14 protein-coding genes and 1 pseudogene are annotated in these 15,464 nt (G+C 57.0%); 7 read left to right on the forward strand and 8 right to left on the reverse strand.

Annotation, left to right across the window (positions count from 1 at the left end; genetic code table 11):
• Nucleotides 1-2 precede the first annotated feature (2 nt).
• The 5 genes from NCT32_RS30780 to NCT32_RS30800 all read left to right on the forward strand — a co-directional run bounded on the left by NCT32_RS30780 (nucleotide 3) and on the right by NCT32_RS30800 (nucleotide 5,028).
• Nucleotides 3-1,328 carry a hypothetical protein gene (locus tag NCT32_RS30780; protein WP_250491032.1) on the forward strand — a complete coding sequence of 442 codons (1,326 nt, stop codon included), beginning with the start codon at nucleotides 3-5 and terminating at the stop codon, nucleotides 1,326-1,328.
• A gap of 21 nt (nucleotides 1,329-1,349) precedes the next feature.
• A complete protein-coding gene (locus NCT32_RS30785) occupies nucleotides 1,350-2,090 on the forward strand; it encodes a hypothetical protein (RefSeq protein ID WP_250491033.1) in 741 nt (246 codons plus the stop codon).
• Nucleotides 2,091-2,112: 22 nt separating this feature from the next.
• A complete protein-coding gene (locus NCT32_RS30790; protein WP_250491034.1) occupies nucleotides 2,113-2,415 on the forward strand; it encodes a hypothetical protein in 303 nt (100 codons plus the stop codon).
• A gap of 887 nt (nucleotides 2,416-3,302) precedes the next feature.
• On the forward strand, nucleotides 3,303-4,460 hold the full coding sequence (locus tag NCT32_RS30795) for an AAA family ATPase (RefSeq protein WP_250491035.1): 1,158 nt from the start codon (nucleotides 3,303-3,305) through the stop codon (nucleotides 4,458-4,460).
• Nucleotides 4,461-4,524: 64 nt separating this feature from the next.
• Nucleotides 4,525-5,028, forward strand: coding sequence for a hypothetical protein (locus NCT32_RS30800; protein ID WP_250491036.1), 504 nt, complete (start codon nucleotides 4,525-4,527; stop codon nucleotides 5,026-5,028).
• Between the two features lie 253 nt (nucleotides 5,029-5,281).
• Here NCT32_RS30800 and NCT32_RS30805 read toward each other — a convergent pair whose 3' ends face one another.
• Nucleotides 5,282-6,238, reverse strand: a complete 957-nt coding sequence (locus NCT32_RS30805) for a transposase family protein (protein WP_250491037.1) — start codon at nucleotides 6,236-6,238, stop codon at nucleotides 5,282-5,284.
• Between the two features lie 59 nt (nucleotides 6,239-6,297).
• The gene (locus NCT32_RS30810; protein ID WP_250491038.1) at nucleotides 6,298-6,627 is read right to left on the reverse strand and encodes a hypothetical protein; all 330 of its coding nucleotides are present in this window, start codon (nucleotides 6,625-6,627) and stop codon (nucleotides 6,298-6,300) included.
• A gap of 104 nt (nucleotides 6,628-6,731) precedes the next feature.
• On the opposite strand from NCT32_RS30810, the gene NCT32_RS30815 reads away from it, so the two are divergent.
• Both NCT32_RS30815 and NCT32_RS30820 read left to right on the forward strand, forming a co-directional pair.
• Nucleotides 6,732-7,670: a hypothetical protein gene (locus NCT32_RS30815; RefSeq protein WP_250491039.1), complete on the forward strand. Its 939-nt coding sequence runs from the start codon at nucleotides 6,732-6,734 to the stop codon at nucleotides 7,668-7,670.
• Nucleotides 7,667-8,800, forward strand: a complete 1,134-nt coding sequence (locus NCT32_RS30820) for a DNA cytosine methyltransferase (protein WP_250491040.1) — start codon at nucleotides 7,667-7,669, stop codon at nucleotides 8,798-8,800. Before NCT32_RS30815 ends, NCT32_RS30820 begins: the two co-directional genes overlap by 4 nt.
• A 1,026-nt stretch (nucleotides 8,801-9,826) precedes the next feature.
• On the opposite strand, the gene NCT32_RS30825 is transcribed toward NCT32_RS30820, so the two are convergent.
• The 6 genes and pseudogenes from NCT32_RS30825 to NCT32_RS30850 all read right to left on the reverse strand — a co-directional run.
• Nucleotides 9,827-10,777 (reverse strand): SEC-C domain-containing protein, encoded by a 951-nt coding sequence (locus tag NCT32_RS30825; RefSeq protein WP_250491041.1) that lies wholly within the window; start codon nucleotides 10,775-10,777, stop codon nucleotides 9,827-9,829.
• A gap of 692 nt (nucleotides 10,778-11,469) precedes the next feature.
• Complete coding sequence (locus NCT32_RS30830; protein ID WP_250491042.1) at nucleotides 11,470-12,114, reverse strand: hypothetical protein; 645 nt, start codon at nucleotides 12,112-12,114, stop codon at nucleotides 11,470-11,472.
• A gap of 886 nt (nucleotides 12,115-13,000) precedes the next feature.
• Complete coding sequence (locus NCT32_RS30835) at nucleotides 13,001-13,261, reverse strand: hypothetical protein (protein WP_250491043.1); 261 nt, start codon at nucleotides 13,259-13,261, stop codon at nucleotides 13,001-13,003.
• A 190-nt stretch (nucleotides 13,262-13,451) separates the two neighbouring features.
• The gene (locus NCT32_RS30840; protein ID WP_250491044.1) at nucleotides 13,452-14,057 is read right to left on the reverse strand and encodes a hypothetical protein; all 606 of its coding nucleotides are present in this window, start codon (nucleotides 14,055-14,057) and stop codon (nucleotides 13,452-13,454) included.
• Between the two features lie 70 nt (nucleotides 14,058-14,127).
• Entirely contained in the window at nucleotides 14,128-14,985 is an 858-nt protein-coding gene (locus tag NCT32_RS30845; protein ID WP_250491045.1) for an HNH endonuclease, read from the reverse strand.
• Nucleotides 14,986-15,140: 155 nt separating this feature from the next.
• Nucleotides 15,141-15,371, reverse strand: a pseudogene (locus NCT32_RS30850) (DNA ligase D); the annotation flags it as partial.
• Between the last annotated feature and the right edge of the window lie 93 nt (nucleotides 15,372-15,464).

Below are 15,464 nucleotides of genomic sequence, written 5' to 3' on the forward strand. Positions count from 1 at the left end.
TCATGCAACTTAACATCAACCGCGTGTTCATCGTCATGATGACGCTGGCGGCGGCCGGCGCGCTGGCTTCCGTCGTAATGCACTTGCCAGTCCCGTTCGTGCTCGCCATCGAACTCATTCCGCTCTGCATGTACTTCTCGGTGCTTTATCGCATCGGCGGCACAGGACTCAGCCATACGGCGATCGACAGCGTCTATTACTTCGGCTTCATCGTTACAATTCTTTCGCTTGCCGGCAGCGTGATGCGCGTCTGGCTCTTCGGCATCGAGAAGGACATGAGCGGCTTAATCGCGCAATTCGGCGTCGGGCTGCTCGCGACCGGTCTCGCGCTGGTGTTTCGTCTGGTGCTAACCGCGCGCGTCGAGTCGCTCAATGCGAAGGATCTGAGTGAAATGATCGCGGAGTATGTTCAGCGCATCGATGGCGTCGTCGCGAAAGTCGAAGTGTCGGCGGCGAGCTTCGAAGGGCTGTCGCAATCGTTGCAGGATCGCACGCGCGCGGTGGTCGAATCGACCGTCGATGAATGCACGACGAGCATGCGCTCCGTCACCACGTTGTTCTCCGAATCGATCACGAAGATTTCGGAGCAGACGAGCCTGTCTGTCACGCGATTCGGCGAAGTCGTCGAATCGGTGGCGACGGCGTCGCACGTCGAGCATTTCGACCAGCAGGTCGCCGGGTTGGCCGCGGGACTGAAGGCGTTCGCCGCGGAAGTGTCGCAGTACGGCCGCCGCACTACCGATGAAGCACTGCGCACCACGAAACAGGCGCTCGATGCATCGAGCAAATGGCATGCCGACAGCCTGAACACCATGGCGCAGGCGAGCCAGGAATCGATGCGCAAAGCACTCGCCGTACTCGCCGAAGTCGACCTGAGCGTCGATACGTCCGCCGTGAAGACCGATCTACTGGCGCTGTCGCGAACGGTCTCTGCTTTCACGCGCAGATTCGGCGAACTCGAAGAGAAGCTTGCGGTGGCGCATGCACGAGACAGCGCGGCCGCGCTCGAACCGGTCGTCGAGAATTTCGCGGATCGGCTAGTGCGAACGATAGGCGAAGCGGAAGTCAAGGCACTGGCGCAGTTCCACGATGCCTCCGCGCGCCTCACAGAAGAAGCGGCGAAGGGCATCGCATCGGTCAGCAGGAGTGCGCAGATCGAGACGAAGCAGCAGATCGACGCGCTCAGCAGTCACATCGACCGACTAATTGCTGCGCTTGATCGAACGGCGTCACGCGTCGAGCGGCATCCAGCGCTCGCGGCGACGCCGTCCGGCGTGGGAGCGGGCATCCAGACCAAGCCGTACACGGCTCAGGCCAATGCGGCCTGATCGTCAAGCCCGAGCGACGTGATGAAATCGCCCACGCAACAAGAAAATGTCTTTCTTCTGACGCTCGTCGATTTTCTTTTCCAGATCATCTTTTTCGGTCTGTTCGCCTACGCCATTTCAATTGCCACGGAAAACACGGACTGGAAATCGGCGGCGCTCGCCCTGCAGGAAAAATTCAAGGACGAAACGCCGGCGCAAGTACAGGCGGTCGTCGACGCAATGCCGAGCGACGCTGAGTCGATGAAGCGCGCGCTGGCAAGCGAAGACGCGGCCCACCGGCTGGAACAGCACTTCGGCAAATCGACTTTGACGGAACTGACCGACGAGCTCACGCGGATGGCCCCTGCCGATCAATTGCGATCGGCGAATCGGCTGATTCAAAAAGTCGGCAGCGTCGAGCGCGCAAACGATGCGGTGGACCGCTATCTGAAGAGCGGCGTAGGCAAGCCAGCCTGTATGCTTGCGGATGGAGCTAAGGGGCGAGCCAAACCGCTTGCAACCGTCATCGGCTACGAGAACCGCCTCGAATTTCAGGCTGAAACGCCTGAACTGGCGGTGGTGCTCGCGAAGATGGAGACGGATTTCGCGTCTGTCCGGTCTCTTCCGCTGGCGCAGTTCAAGCGTGTGTTCGGCCGCCTGGGCGCGCTGTATCCGGACTGTATGTACACGTTCGATCTCGTTGAGAAGACGCGATATGTCGAGCCGCGCGATGCAGCGACGGCGGGTTGGAACGTCCGGGTGATTCCGCGTCGTGGGTGGTAGGCAGATATCCTTATGGACTCACTTGAAGCTTCCGGCGTCGGAACTGGTCGTGGCGTTTCGCCCGCCCCTCGAGCGCCGCTTCATCAAGCATCTATTCGTCGTTCAATTCGAACGCTTCTGTGAGCCGCCGAATCGATCGAATGTCACCCCGGGCGAAAACACCGTTCATCTCATATCGACGATCTGGCTGGACCCTGCGATGGGCTTCGCGTCATCCGACATCAGAAACGCCACTGGCGCCGCCGACTTCCTCCCGCGCGACCAGCGACCCATCGCCGTTGAGATTCCAGATTGGTCGCGTCGTGCGTGCCGGAGTCGACTCTGATGCCGCCTTTCGCGAACCCTGGCCGGGATGATCGTGAGCGCGCCTACCCCGCACCGCTTTCGTGGCGACGGAACGCCTGCCTGCATGCATGTGTTGCAGGAGCCTAGCGGCATGACCGACTCATTTGGGGAGCAAGGAACGGTCGAGCTCGACACCCTCTCGCACCTACATGTGACTGAGGGACGAAGCGTGCGCGGCTCGGAGATTGCCATCGTTGCGCGATATAAAACAGCCGTCGTTGCGGGGAACCAGACCTATGAATGCTCGTTCCGGCAATGCACGCGAATCACTCTTCATGACCGAGCCCTGCCGACCTGGCGAGGCGAGTAGTTCGGCCTTTGCTGACGTTCATTGCTTAGCCGACGTGCGGCTGCTGCTCGTCGCTTTGCGGTCGTTGGCGACGCGTAAAGGTTGGATGTGGGTTTCCGGCAACTGCGAACGTGTTTCCACGACCCGTTGCAGCCGGTCGAGTACTCGCCGTTCTAGGGGCAGGCATCGGAGTGGAACGGTCAATCCGTGCCATCGCTTGAAGGACACGTCATCGGCCTTTCCGAACTCCCTTCGGACTCGTGCCCGCTCCTGAACCAACAGTTCACCATCGTGCAGGCGGAAATATTCTTGGCGAGCGCACCCATCGTGGCAAGGTGCGATTCCCCAGACGTCTCCGTAGGCACCCTATCACGCTTCGATCTAACCCAGTCGGAAGGTATACAGCGAACAGTTTTCAAGCTGTGTAAAATTTGCGTCGCAGGACAGACGGCCGTCGGAAGGATGATCGGCTTGTGCCTGTCGCGTCACTCACAGGAAGTTTGCGGATGCGTGTAAGACAAAAGAAAGGCACGCGGTTAGAAATTACACTAAAACGGCAGAACGGAAGAAAGTCTCGTATGGACAATAGCGAACGCGAAAAACTATTAAACGTTGCATTTCGGCCGCATTATCCGATCGAAGATCGAGAAAGCTTCTTCGGTCGCGAGCAGGAACAGCAGCGCGTGATTCAGGCACTGCACAGCCCTGGGCAACACGTCGTTATTTATGGTGAGAGAGGAGCCGGCAAAACGTCGTTAGCGCGGGTGAGCACGATCGGCAGCCCTCGAATTGACGTTTTCTGCGAAAGCGATTCATCTTTCTCAAAGCTTGCACGTGACGTCATCCTTAAGTATCAGAAGACATTTCCGACCAAGCTGGTTTATGACGCCGCGACCGACCGAGTATCGATCGAAGGGGTTATGCGTTCAATTGACAATTTGGATGGGAACAGCCTGAAATCGCTACTGCCCAACGAGACGCTCGTGATCATCTTCGATGAGGTTGATCGACTTCCGGCAAATACGCTCGCGAGTCTTGGCGAATTTGCAAAGAATGCAGCCACTGACCTCGGTAACTCGACTCTGGTATTTGTCGGAGTTGGCACTACAGTAACCGATCTGCTACGCGGTCACGAGTCCGTCTTCCGAAACATCAAATCTGTGGGGCTAGGAAGGTTTGAGCGAGACCCTGACATCAAAGCTATTCTCGAAAAAGGAGGTGGCATTCTAGGGCTCAAATTTTCCCCATCAGCCGTCTCCGATATCATCATCGCATCTGACCGCCTGCCGTTCTATGTCCAGTTACTCGGAATCACGTCCGCTCGTGTGGCGATGATCGAAGGCTCGAATACAGTCACAAAGGAGCACGTTACAAAAGGTGCTGAGGACGCGGCACAAGACGCGGATGAAACGCTGCGTGACGCGTATGATTCCGCAATCCTCTCCTCGCGGAGTGACGTCTACAAGTACATCCTGTGGGGACTGGCATCGTTGGATGGGCGCATAGAGGGCGCTGTCGGACAGATCGCGGAAGTAGCATCAAGTTTTGCGCATGGCAAAAACATAAGCGCACAGGTGGCGGGTACCGCTTTGAAAGAGCTGATCTCTGACAGTCGACAAAGCATCATTTCGGCTCGAACAATGGGGCCGAGGAAAACCTTCTATTCTTTTTCACACCCGTTGATGCGCGGGTATGTAAGGTTGCGAATTCATGCCGCTAACAACCGCACTGAGTGACTTTCAAAAAAATACGCAGCTCTGCTTGCATTCATATTGGCAGATTAGAGCCGCGAACGCCGCAATGATGCATTTCACTCAATCTGGACCGTGGAGGACCCTTCCACTAGAGTTCGGTAACCTGCCTCACACGACGCAAGTTCTGCCACCGCAACAAGTGCCAGTTAGCGCAGCACTAAGTGAGATTGAGAGCTATATCAAGAACGGGAGGGCCGTCACGGACTTCTTTTTCGCGGTGATCTCGTACTTCGAGTCTTTCCTTTCCGCCGCATTGGCCGCAAAAACTCTATCGACCGATGGGACACTTGGCCAGCTCATGACGCGGGCGAAGCAAGGATATTCCCTCCCAACTTCGCCGGAAACAGAAATGGCTGACGAAGTGCGGGAGCGTCGGAATATGCTGGTGCATCATCAGGGAGTAGCACAGCAGCGCTACGTGTCTGTTGCCGGTGTTACATCGCTACCTAGCCACATCCGTTCGGCAACGCTTGGACAGGTTTTATCCATCGACGACAGCTATTTCGCCTACGTGTGTGACGGCCTAATCACTTACGCGCGACTTTTTTAGTTGCCCCCGTGAGTGCGAGTCGGCGCAGTACGCATCTTCCGCCACGCCGCTATAGACGACGCATGCCGAAGACAGAAATGTCTTTCCACGCCCGAAAGAGGGCCAGCCAGTATAAACGGTTGTGGGTAGCGACTTGCCGAGCGGCTTGAGAACTGGACCACCGATAAACCGTGGAAGCTGACGGGGAAGCCGCGCGAGGGCGAATGGGCAGCGACAATTGTTTTGACCAGTCGTGTTGCCTCACGGAATGATGTTACTCCCGGCTAGTAGTCACCGACGAGTCGTTTCGTGTTGAAGGCTGGCGCTGCGTAGCAGCGTCGGCCTTCAACACTTCGGCGTCGGCGCCGATGAGTATCCGGGTCACAAGTTCCCTCGCTCGATTCGATCGCGGGAGCCATCGCGGTGAGGCGCTCGTATATTTGCTTTGCCATAATCCCGGGCTCGGTTTCGAGCCACTCCAGTATCTTCGGCCAGGTATGTTCGAACGGATCTTCGCGAGAGTGCCAGTCATGTGGGGCGCGCGCTTTGCGCTGATGCGTCGGTCGAATCTTGCCGGCCTGCCACGCTGTCCCGAGACTGGACAGGAAATCGGAGAGTGGACCTCAGTTGCTGTCTTCGTTGACGCTGGCGGACCGCCAGAAGCGCTGCTTTGTGCAACGCGCTGTTGTGCTTCGCGCATTCGATAAAGCAGATTCAATGGATCGAGCCTACGGAACCGGATGCGAAGGTTACGTTTGGCTCGCCTCCGGAATAGATGGGGACCGCATGAGCGCTCAAGCGGCGTCACCGGAGCTTCATAATGCTTCGTCACCTTGGTGCCGCGACGAGTCTTCGATTTCAGTTTAAACGATGGCTGGAAGAAGTTGATGTACAGCCTTGAAACTTGACGGAGAGAAGCAAGCGTTTCTGTGGCTTCAAGACCTCGTAGCCTGCCGTAGCCCACAAGGCGGCGGACGATGGCGCCATTTTTTTGCTCGACCCACGCTTGATCGTTCTTCTCATAGGCACGCGAGCGCGTCAGCTCGATGCCCGTGGCTTTGCAGAAGTCGAATACCGTCTCGTTCATGAAGGCGCTATCGTTGTCGCAATCCAGACCGCGCAGCGGAAACGGCAACGCACGGCGGACCTGCTCGATATGCTCCAGAACGAATGCGCCGCTGCGAAACGGCATGGCGAGGCACTCGGTCCAACCCGTTGCGATATCCGTCATCACGAAGCTGTGTACAACGTCGCCGTCGATCTTCGTACCACCGCAATGCCCAACGGAATCTACCTCGAGATAACCGGGTAGCGGGTCGTTCTAGTCAGTGAAGGTCCTGTCGGCACCGCGCGGCGAATCGCATTGCCGATTCCGCCAGCTCGCCGGCGCTGGCCGCAGAAGGCTTGCTCGTGCACATCCCGCAGCAGCCGACCAATGGTCGCGGCGCTAATCTGCTTGAGCCGCTGACGCAGATCCTTCGGCAGCGACAGATGACCATGCCGTGTCATCGAGTCGATCAGCGTCGGGATGAGCGCCTCCAGGCGTTTGCCGCAAATGCGGTCAGCAGCCTCCCATAGCGTGATCAGCGCGGCAATGATATTTCCTTGCTTGGTCGGCATGTGCATCGATTAGCTAGGTATTGACGCCGGGGCGGCGTCCTCATTCCTGTGCGAAAATAGTGTGATGCTAGCCTCTTTTTGTTCTATATACGTTACAGGGACCAATGACTGACGAAACGGATCTTGATGCGACCGCGCCGAAGCGCCGCCGCGCCGTTAAGGCTGATTCGGTTACGCCAGCTGTCGCGAAGCCCAGAAGCAAAAGCCTTCAAAGCCACGGCAAAAATTCGAAGGTGTATGTTCCGGTCATCCTAAAGCTGTTCCAGGATCGTTGGCGGCCGGGCGCGGCAACCGTCGTTTTCTCGCTCGATGATGTGCGTACGGCTGTAGAGGCTGTTCGGGCTATATCCAATAATCCCGACGCCATATCGGCCCGGAACGCCGCCGACGTGGTTTATCGTATGCGATCACGTACGGTGCTGCCGGACGAGATTCTATCAAAGGGCTTTCACGTCCTACGCGCTATCGGACGCGGACTGTATCAGTTCGAAAAGGCGTCGAGCGGCATCATGGAAGTGCCAGTTCGCGAGCTCACGCCAGCAATCGACCAAACGCCCATGCCCGTCCGTCGACTGTTGCCGGAAACGGTCGCCGAAATGGACGAACAGGCCTTATTGTCCGTCGTCGGCTATTGCCAGCTTCTCGACCACTTTACTGGCATGAAGATTTATCGGCTGCGCTCGCATGTCCGAAAGAGCGTACCAGGGATCGGCCAAGCCGAACTCGACGCAATCGACGTAGGGATTGCGTCCGGTGACGACGATGTACCCGTCATCTTCCCGATCGAGGCCAAGGCCGTTTCGGACGAACTGAATCGCGTCCAGATTTTCAACATGATACAATACGCGGCGCATTATTTTCCCGGTCTAAAGGTCCGGCCATTGGCGTTGAAGGTCGACTACCAATCGGCTGTTCATATCATGGAATTTAACGTTGCGGCACGACCCGGCGACCTTCGGATAATCCATTCCGCTAGCTACATCATAAACACGTCGGAGGCTCAAATCGCCATGATCCGCGCAACGAATGTACCCAAGCAATGACAGCGAAGCTGCCCATAGGGATCGAACTGTTTGCCGGCTGCGGCGGACTGTCGACTGGATTTCTCGACGCTGGACTGAACATCGCCGCCGGCTTCGAAATTGATGAGCGCGCCGTGGACGCGTACAATTACAATCACCAATATCGCGGAAGCCGGGGTTTTGTGACGGATCTTAACGTCGCGTCCGGTGCGGAGTTGTTGAAGCAAGCCGGGATCAAGCGCGCCGATTTCGTAATCGGCGGCCCGCCGTGTCAGCCGTTCTCCATCGCGGGGAAGCGGCAAGGCAAGCGCGACATTCGAGCCGACCTGATCGGACATTTCATTCGCATCGTGGACGAGTTGAAGCCATCTGCTTTCATGCTCGAAAACGTCCCGAACCTCGCATCGTTCGATAACGGCGAGTTTCTGGACGATGTAAAGGCAGAGCTTCGCACGCTAGGTTATGCCGTCGATCATAAGGTCGTGTCTGCAGCGGATTTTGGCGTGCCGCAAAACCGCAAGCGGCTCGTCATACTTGGATTGAAGGGAAAGAAGGCCGTGCGCTTCCCGTCTCCGACCCACGGCACGGCCAAACAGCCTTTCTTATCTTCGGCGGACGCGATCGATGATCTACCGGACGCGGGCGAGTTTGGCGAAACCGGCGTCTTCAATCATGAACCGACGGCGCATTCTGCGGACATGATCGCACGCCTAAGCACATTAGAACCGGGGAAGCGCGAGCGGGGATCATTCCATGATCGGCTACACCCCGAACGCCCATCGTACACGCTGCGCGCGGGATCGGGCAATTTCAGCCCTCTGCGACCGGTGCATTACAAGCATCATCGCGTCATCACCGTACGGGAAAGCGCGCGATTGCAGGGATTTTCAGACGACTTCCTGTGGCCCGACCGTATCCCCCGGTTGCAGCAATATCGACAAGTCGGCAACGCCGTGCCGCCCCCGATGGCGCGAGCCTTCGCCAAATGCCTCGCCGATCAAATGGGATGGGCGTTAGATGTGGGTATGTTCGCTGGCAACCCGGCGGAACGCGAGCCGGCTAATACACTTACGGACGAACAGCGAAAGGCGCTTCGGGCTGTGAGAATGCGCGGCGCGTCTTTGGGAAAGGCGGCTCTGGCAAAGAGATAGCGTACAGCGGTGATAGTTTCCGCCAAACTTTTGCTGCTGCCTACCGTCCGCCGCCCAGACCACATGCTCTCTTACGGCTGTGCTTTGCGCGGCGTTTGAGTATCGCGAGTACGTTTGATTTCGACCAACTTGAGCATTTCAACGGAATATCGCAGTTCGCTGCCTTCGCCGGAACCGCCCGTTTACTCGCGGCAAGAGGACCGTCGAGGGGAGCTTTAACACTGCGGATGCAAAGGCGGTTCATAACCGGATTTTTTTCTGGCGGGATCGTCAGGTTCGGCCGGGGAATGCGGACAATTTCCTAGACTGATTTGAGTCGTTAGCATGAGGCTTTCTCGGTACTCGATGGGGCTGAGATAGCCAAGTGAGCCCTTGATAGGAGCAACTCCGGAGAAATCCAGGCTCATATCACGACCGGCACGATGAGATTTGAGACCGCGTCGAAATACGCATGCCTCGGGCTTTCGAATGTCCGCTTCCGCAGAAAGTGACCGGCTGCTGTGGGTCGGGAGTGTGAGTCGCTGACGTAGGAGATGCAGTCCTCCTTCGGCAGGGCGTCGACGGCAGCATCCCGCCGAACTGCTGCCGTTGAAGGCTGACGGCTTTAATGTCAGCTAAGGCCGATTCGGACCCCCGCATTTTATACGGTGACGGCGTAGAGTTGGTTTCACAGAGGAACTCCAATGAGGAAGCGATTCAGCGAAGAAGGGTCTGCTTGCTGAGCCGATGCTCGACAATTTCGCCGTGAAGGATCTCGCGCCTCCAAAGTTCTAAGCTCGCAAGCCAGACGCGAGGTGGTCGGGACGTTGATGACCGGAGGACGCGATGTGTGTCACACGGGCTTGAGAGCTGGTTGGGATTTCTCGGTCGCCATTTCGATATGACCCGCGTCGAAGTGCCAATGACCAGGCGCTGACGGGGCGGATGGTAACTATCGCAGCGCAAAAGTGCCGCTACGGTTATCCCTGCATTCACGGACTGTTGCAGCGTGAAGGCTAACGACGACGCAATACCTTCACTTAGTCGTCACAGGGATGGACGTCGCGCGCGGCCGTGGCAATGCTTGAATCGCAGCTTGCTATTGCACCAGCAGGGCTCGTTGGGACCGAGCACTGCCGAGAACGCAGTCGCTCCTGGGGGAGGCTCTTGAATTTCCATCTTTAGATTGCTTACTGAAATCAAGTTTGCCTCTCCTGTCGAAGGATAAGCTGCTTCAACTACATCCACTAAGAGGAGATCATTTCTACCAGTCCCGAGGCGGACGAGCGTCGAGATGGGTAAGTTGCGATCCCTTGGGATGGTAACGACGGCCACATTCTTACCGACGCTGTTCCAAGAACGAGCTCGATCGGCGATGCGGCGAACAATATTGATTCCCGCGTTCACGATAGTTTCTCGCGATGGGAACGACTCAAGTACCGTGCGGAGAATGCGCTCGTCCTCGTCAACCATGGCATCCCAAGCTCCGACTCGCTGGATATAACTTTTTAATGGTGCTGAATCTTCCGGTTCCAGCTCTTCGGCGATGTCGAAGGAATCTGCAGCTTCCGGATGGTCAACGCCTCGAACGAAATCTTGAAAGTTAGTTAGCCAGATCGTGCCAATGTATACTCGGTCGCGCGAGTAGAGGTAGCCGGACAACATGACAGTGAGTCGCTTGACCTGCGGGGAAAGACGGCTTATCTGGCGGCGGTTCGCGAACAGTGAGTTCAGCTCTCCGGCCAACCGCTCGGCCGTTTCCATGATTCCGTAGTCGGGAGGAGCCGACCTGTAGAGAGCTTCGACCAGCCATGGCTGAAACTCAAACGAGCCCACTCGTGCCAGGCCTGTGAAACCGATGGCAAAGCGTCCGTTGGCTAGAGAGAGCACCGTCGCCTTATTTGATTGCTCAGTCTTCGCGATTCCAGCCATCGAAAGACGTCGATCTGAAAACTGCATCAGGTAATCACAATTCGCTGCGGTAATAATGATCGTCATCGGAAGTGTGAGCCGTAGAGTTGTCGTACTAGAAACGATTTTATCGCCTTTTCAAATTCCGCCCGCCGCTTCTTGCAAGCCGCAATGCCGACGACGTGGATAAGCTGCCGTGTTTTGATGAAGCGGCCCCGTAGCTTGGGTTTCCGCTCGAACATAGACGCTTAGCCAATATTTCAATTGCTCAAGTGAAATGTCTCTTCCGTTGAGTGCGAAAGGTCTGACTCCTGATGTGGTGCCAGTGTGTCAATATGGTCGAGGGCTATGAGCAAAGACAGGGCATCGTAAATGGTGTTGAATTAAGACAGAATGGGGAAACCGCACCGATTGCCAAAGCACACTGAGAACTGCCGGTAACGCTGGGAGGAACCGAAGCCGAGTCGTGACTTGTTCGCCGTCTTCGGAAGCCGACATTCGACTGCACAGATTCGCGAATGACGGCAACGCGGTGGACTCCCGCCGCACGGTAGCTGAACGGCGAGCGTCGGCTATGGCCGAAGCTCGCACCACCGTCATCCGGCAGGGCTCGGCCATTTTCTGCCCTTCGCTTGAGCCGCGCAGTGTAAACTTGAACGGCTGGTCCGCTCCAACACGTGCCCGATGCGCGACGCGCCCCTTTTCGGCCAAAGGCTGGCGCCCGTGCATCGCCGTTGGGATTTTCGCGAACACGCAATCTGAAAAAACGGCGACTACTCTCAATCCTTCCAGTACTCTTCGACCGCCCAAAGTGGCCGATCGGCCTGGAGAGCTTTTATTGCCTCTATGTAGGCGGTGTAGGTCGGTTTGTCGAATTCGGTCCAGGCGCTTCCTTTCGCACGGGCAACGGCCCAGAGCGTCCTAAATGAATAAGGCAGCGATTCCGTCGGCTTCCTTCGCAATAGGCGATTCAGCGCTTCAAGTAACTCCCTGTCCAGCGGCGGGTGAAGTTTCGAAATGCGAATGTCGACGTGGCAAGTGCTGCCACAAATCAGTTTAGATTTTAGATAGACGTTAGCGAGTTTTTGTGCGCGGCCGTACGTACAGGTGAACCTCAATTCGACCTCCCTCTTCTTGCGCGAGCTACCGTCTGCGACTTTCTCGATGGCAGGATAGGTTGGTGGTGCGGCCGCCATTATTTCCTGAATGAGTCCATCGATGTAGGCGTCAATTTGGTCCGGATCAGGGAGATCTTCAACGCTGAGAATGCCCCGCACACCTGCCGTTTCCAGCATCAGCCTTGCGGCCTCGTACGTATATCCACCCCCGCTGCCCCCGCGAGAGTAAGCACGTGCGGCTGCCCACACCGCGAACCGGTGGCGGTGTTCATCAAGGTCGTAGTCTAGAGTTGTCTTTTGAAGCATGGCGCTCTCCGTAGGAGTAGGAAAAACGAGCCTATCGAAAGCGCTGGCAAACAAGCAATAGTGCGAGTCGCCCCTCTTTGAAATGGACGAGTCCTTGCAGGTTGGTATTTGCTTCCTGAAGCGTTTGCTTGCTCTTACAATCGACCGGACCCCGTACAGCTCTCCCGCGATTTGTAACTCGTCGGAGACGTCGCTTGCGACAGGTTTGTAGGCAGGTTTCCGCGGTGCCTCTCGTTGCTTCACTCTAGGTGGATTCCCTAGTTTAGTGCGTTACCACCTAAACTATATTGAACTGAATAACTTCGTCACGTCCGTTCCGGCTTAACGGATAGTTCACGAGCCATCGTAGAGGCCGAGGTATAGCTTGCGTGTAGACCTCAATCGAATTGAGCTTTGACAGGCACGGGTACATTGTTCAGGCAGAGAAGAATGCCAAAGAAGGTGATGATGCGTCGATGGTGGTTGCGCGATTGGCCCTGCAACTTCGTAAATTGACGTTCGACTTACGAGGGTCCAACGACCGGGTGGGGTCTACGCTGCTCGACAGCGCTCAGTTGCGGGCCGGGGGCGACAGCGCTGTCCTGGATTGGGATCGGTGACAACCCGCCGTTCCGAGAGTGGGGAAACTTGCCATTTTGACGGCTGCAGTACTCTGTTACGGGCTGTTGGCTCCCGGACGGCTTGACCGGCGGCAGTGGGTAGTTGAACGAAACCGGTCGGTCTGAGCGACACAGGCATTTGCGTGCATTAGCCTTGCCGTCACCCAGTAGACCGCCGCCTTACAGTACCTCCGTACTGTTCACTCCATTCTCAGGGCCGTCGACGGAAGCACGTCACAGGGAATTCTTCAGCTTGCACGAGGCGCGGTCTCGTGTGCTCGACGACGTCATGAGCTATGACACGACAGGATCCGAATCAAACCGCTTGACTGGTAAATGGTTGTTCCGGAACGGAGGCAAGGAATCGAGATATCGTTCACGCGACGTGCATGGATCGACTGATTGGTCCAACTTGCTGGCGACGGGGTTCCGCATACGCCATTCCACAATCGCAGCGTGCAGCCCCGCAGGTCTATGCCCGGCCAGTCGACCGGCGTCACGGCCGTAACCGGCGCAATGCCGAGAGCCTCGGCGTTGAGATCGAGCATCTTGAGCGCATCCTCTCGTGTGAGGCGGTCGATTCAGTGTTCGGTCGAACATATTGGTGCGCTCGCGTAGTCAAGGCAAGCACGACGCCCGGGCTGGTACCTCCGTAAGCTGAACGACTGGAGCGGCCGCTGACCCGCCTAATCGACGGTGCAGACCGGGTCTGGTGATTCCCGCAGGAAGCTAGTCGGATCAGTTTCGAAGCCGTGCGGCGACGTGCGCGCTCACGGCGTCCAGGTGTCGGTCGGCCCACGCGGACCACCGGTTGAATGCAGGCGGCGCGAGGGATGGAATGACGATGACTTCGAACGTAATGTCATTCACCGCGACTCTCGAACTGCGAATTCCATCTTCTTCGTTTGCCGCTGGGCGAGGGACTAGCACATTGAATTGCTTCTCGAACGCGTCGCATGTCCCAACGCCGTGAAGAATCACGACCTTCGGACAAATTGCTTTTAGAAGTTCCTCGAAGATCCGACCTCCCATTTTGCGCCCCGCCAGATGTTGCTTCTGACGCAGATCCGCTGACATTCGAGTTGAATAACAGACGACGTTCGTTTGAAGAACCGCCGTCACGCCCGCAGCGGCGAGGCGATTTTCGAAGTCGTCAAGGTTAGGTCGTGTCTTAGAGGGGCGCGGATACAGTTCGTCATAGAGCCCCCTGCAGGTTTCCCCGTTGCGGTTAAACAGCGCGTCCAAATGTCGATTGTGATCAACAGCAGTCACCGGGAAGTGCTTTGCTTGATTCGCGCCAACAATGAACACTTTCGCTGACCGCGGCGTGCGCATTTCAGTCATCCAAGGACGCGGATACTGGCCCGCTAGCGGCTGTGTAAGCTCGGATATCAGAGTTTCGAAGTGCATGATCTCAGTGCGTAAGAGCGAACATCCGACGGTGAGCCGCTAAGTACTCTTTTTGCGCTGTGTTCAGCGGTTGGCGCAGAGTCGCCGGAACCCCGAATAGCACAGCATGCTCAGCCTGGATCACCGGGGAACACAACATGGTTCCATCGTCTGCGAAGCCAATCAGCCCGGAGTCGAATAACGCGTCCAGTGTGGCTAACAGAGGAAGCCCGTTATTAGGATCGAGACGTTGCTCGTCCGTTGACGCCGCCCAGGGCAGCGCATGCGACGCCCGCAAAACTTGTTCTAGGTCGCAACCAGTGACAGCACACCTTCGATTCCAAAGGTCTAGCAAATCGTCGCGATACTTACCCTGCCCTCTGCGTGCTTGGCGAAGCGCCTCGACTTCCGTAGCTCGATCCTTTGTCGGTTCTCCAATCTGTGCGATATCAATTTCCTCCACACGCGCCAGAACCAACGCCATGATCTCCGCTCTGCCCGTTTCCAACGCCTGAATCGAACCGCGTGGATTCGCGCCTCGGTACGCAATAATTTCTTTTGCGGTGATTGGTCGCTTTCTCAAATCGGCGGTCCAGCTGACCTTTCGATGGTATTCCTCGGGTTCGCGGGGACTGACAATCTCAGAAGGGCTTGTAACCTTCAGGGGTTCATCGTCAACGACCAGTCCACAGGCAACGACCCCGGAGCCGCTTGCCCACAACAAAAGCGTGTCGCCGCGCTTGAGCCGTTCGATCTTCCTCTCGTACTTTGGTCCGCCGCTCAGCACCGCAATCCCCCGCTCCAGCCATTGGTCGTGGTAGCTCACCCCGTCGTTCGACGTCGCGTCTGTATCGATGAAATAAGTTTTTGTTTCGATGTTCATTTTTTACTAGTGATCAGCCTCACCATTTTCTCTATTTGCGCTCTGCTCGGGGTTACGTAGAAAACCCGCCGCCGTGAACCGAGCGGCGTGAAAGTGTACCGCTTATGCGCGCAACGCTTGAGACTGAATGCGCCACTCCTCGACGTGTCAGTCCGAGCCACAGGCATCCCCGGCCGCGCGCGAACCGATAACGCAGCGACTGACGTGGCGCCATTCCCGTTTCTCAGATAGTCGAAAAAGATCTTGCCAACCCGATTTTTTTGTCCAGCCACGGCCGAGAACCGCGAGGGAATTACCTTGGCCATATGCCGCGTGAGCGCCTTCGAGAATGCCTTCACGTCGGCCCAACCCTGGTCGGCTGACAGCGGGACGACAAGGTGCAATCCGGCGAGCTGCTAGAGAGCGTCAAGCAGCGCGGCCGGTCAGCGACAACTATTTTGGCCGGTCAACGGGGTGGTTGTCGTTGGGTATCAGGTCAT

It is taken from the genome of Caballeronia sp. INML2 (assembly GCF_023631365.1).
Taxonomy (GTDB): Bacteria; Pseudomonadota; Gammaproteobacteria; order Burkholderiales; family Burkholderiaceae; genus Caballeronia; species Caballeronia turbans.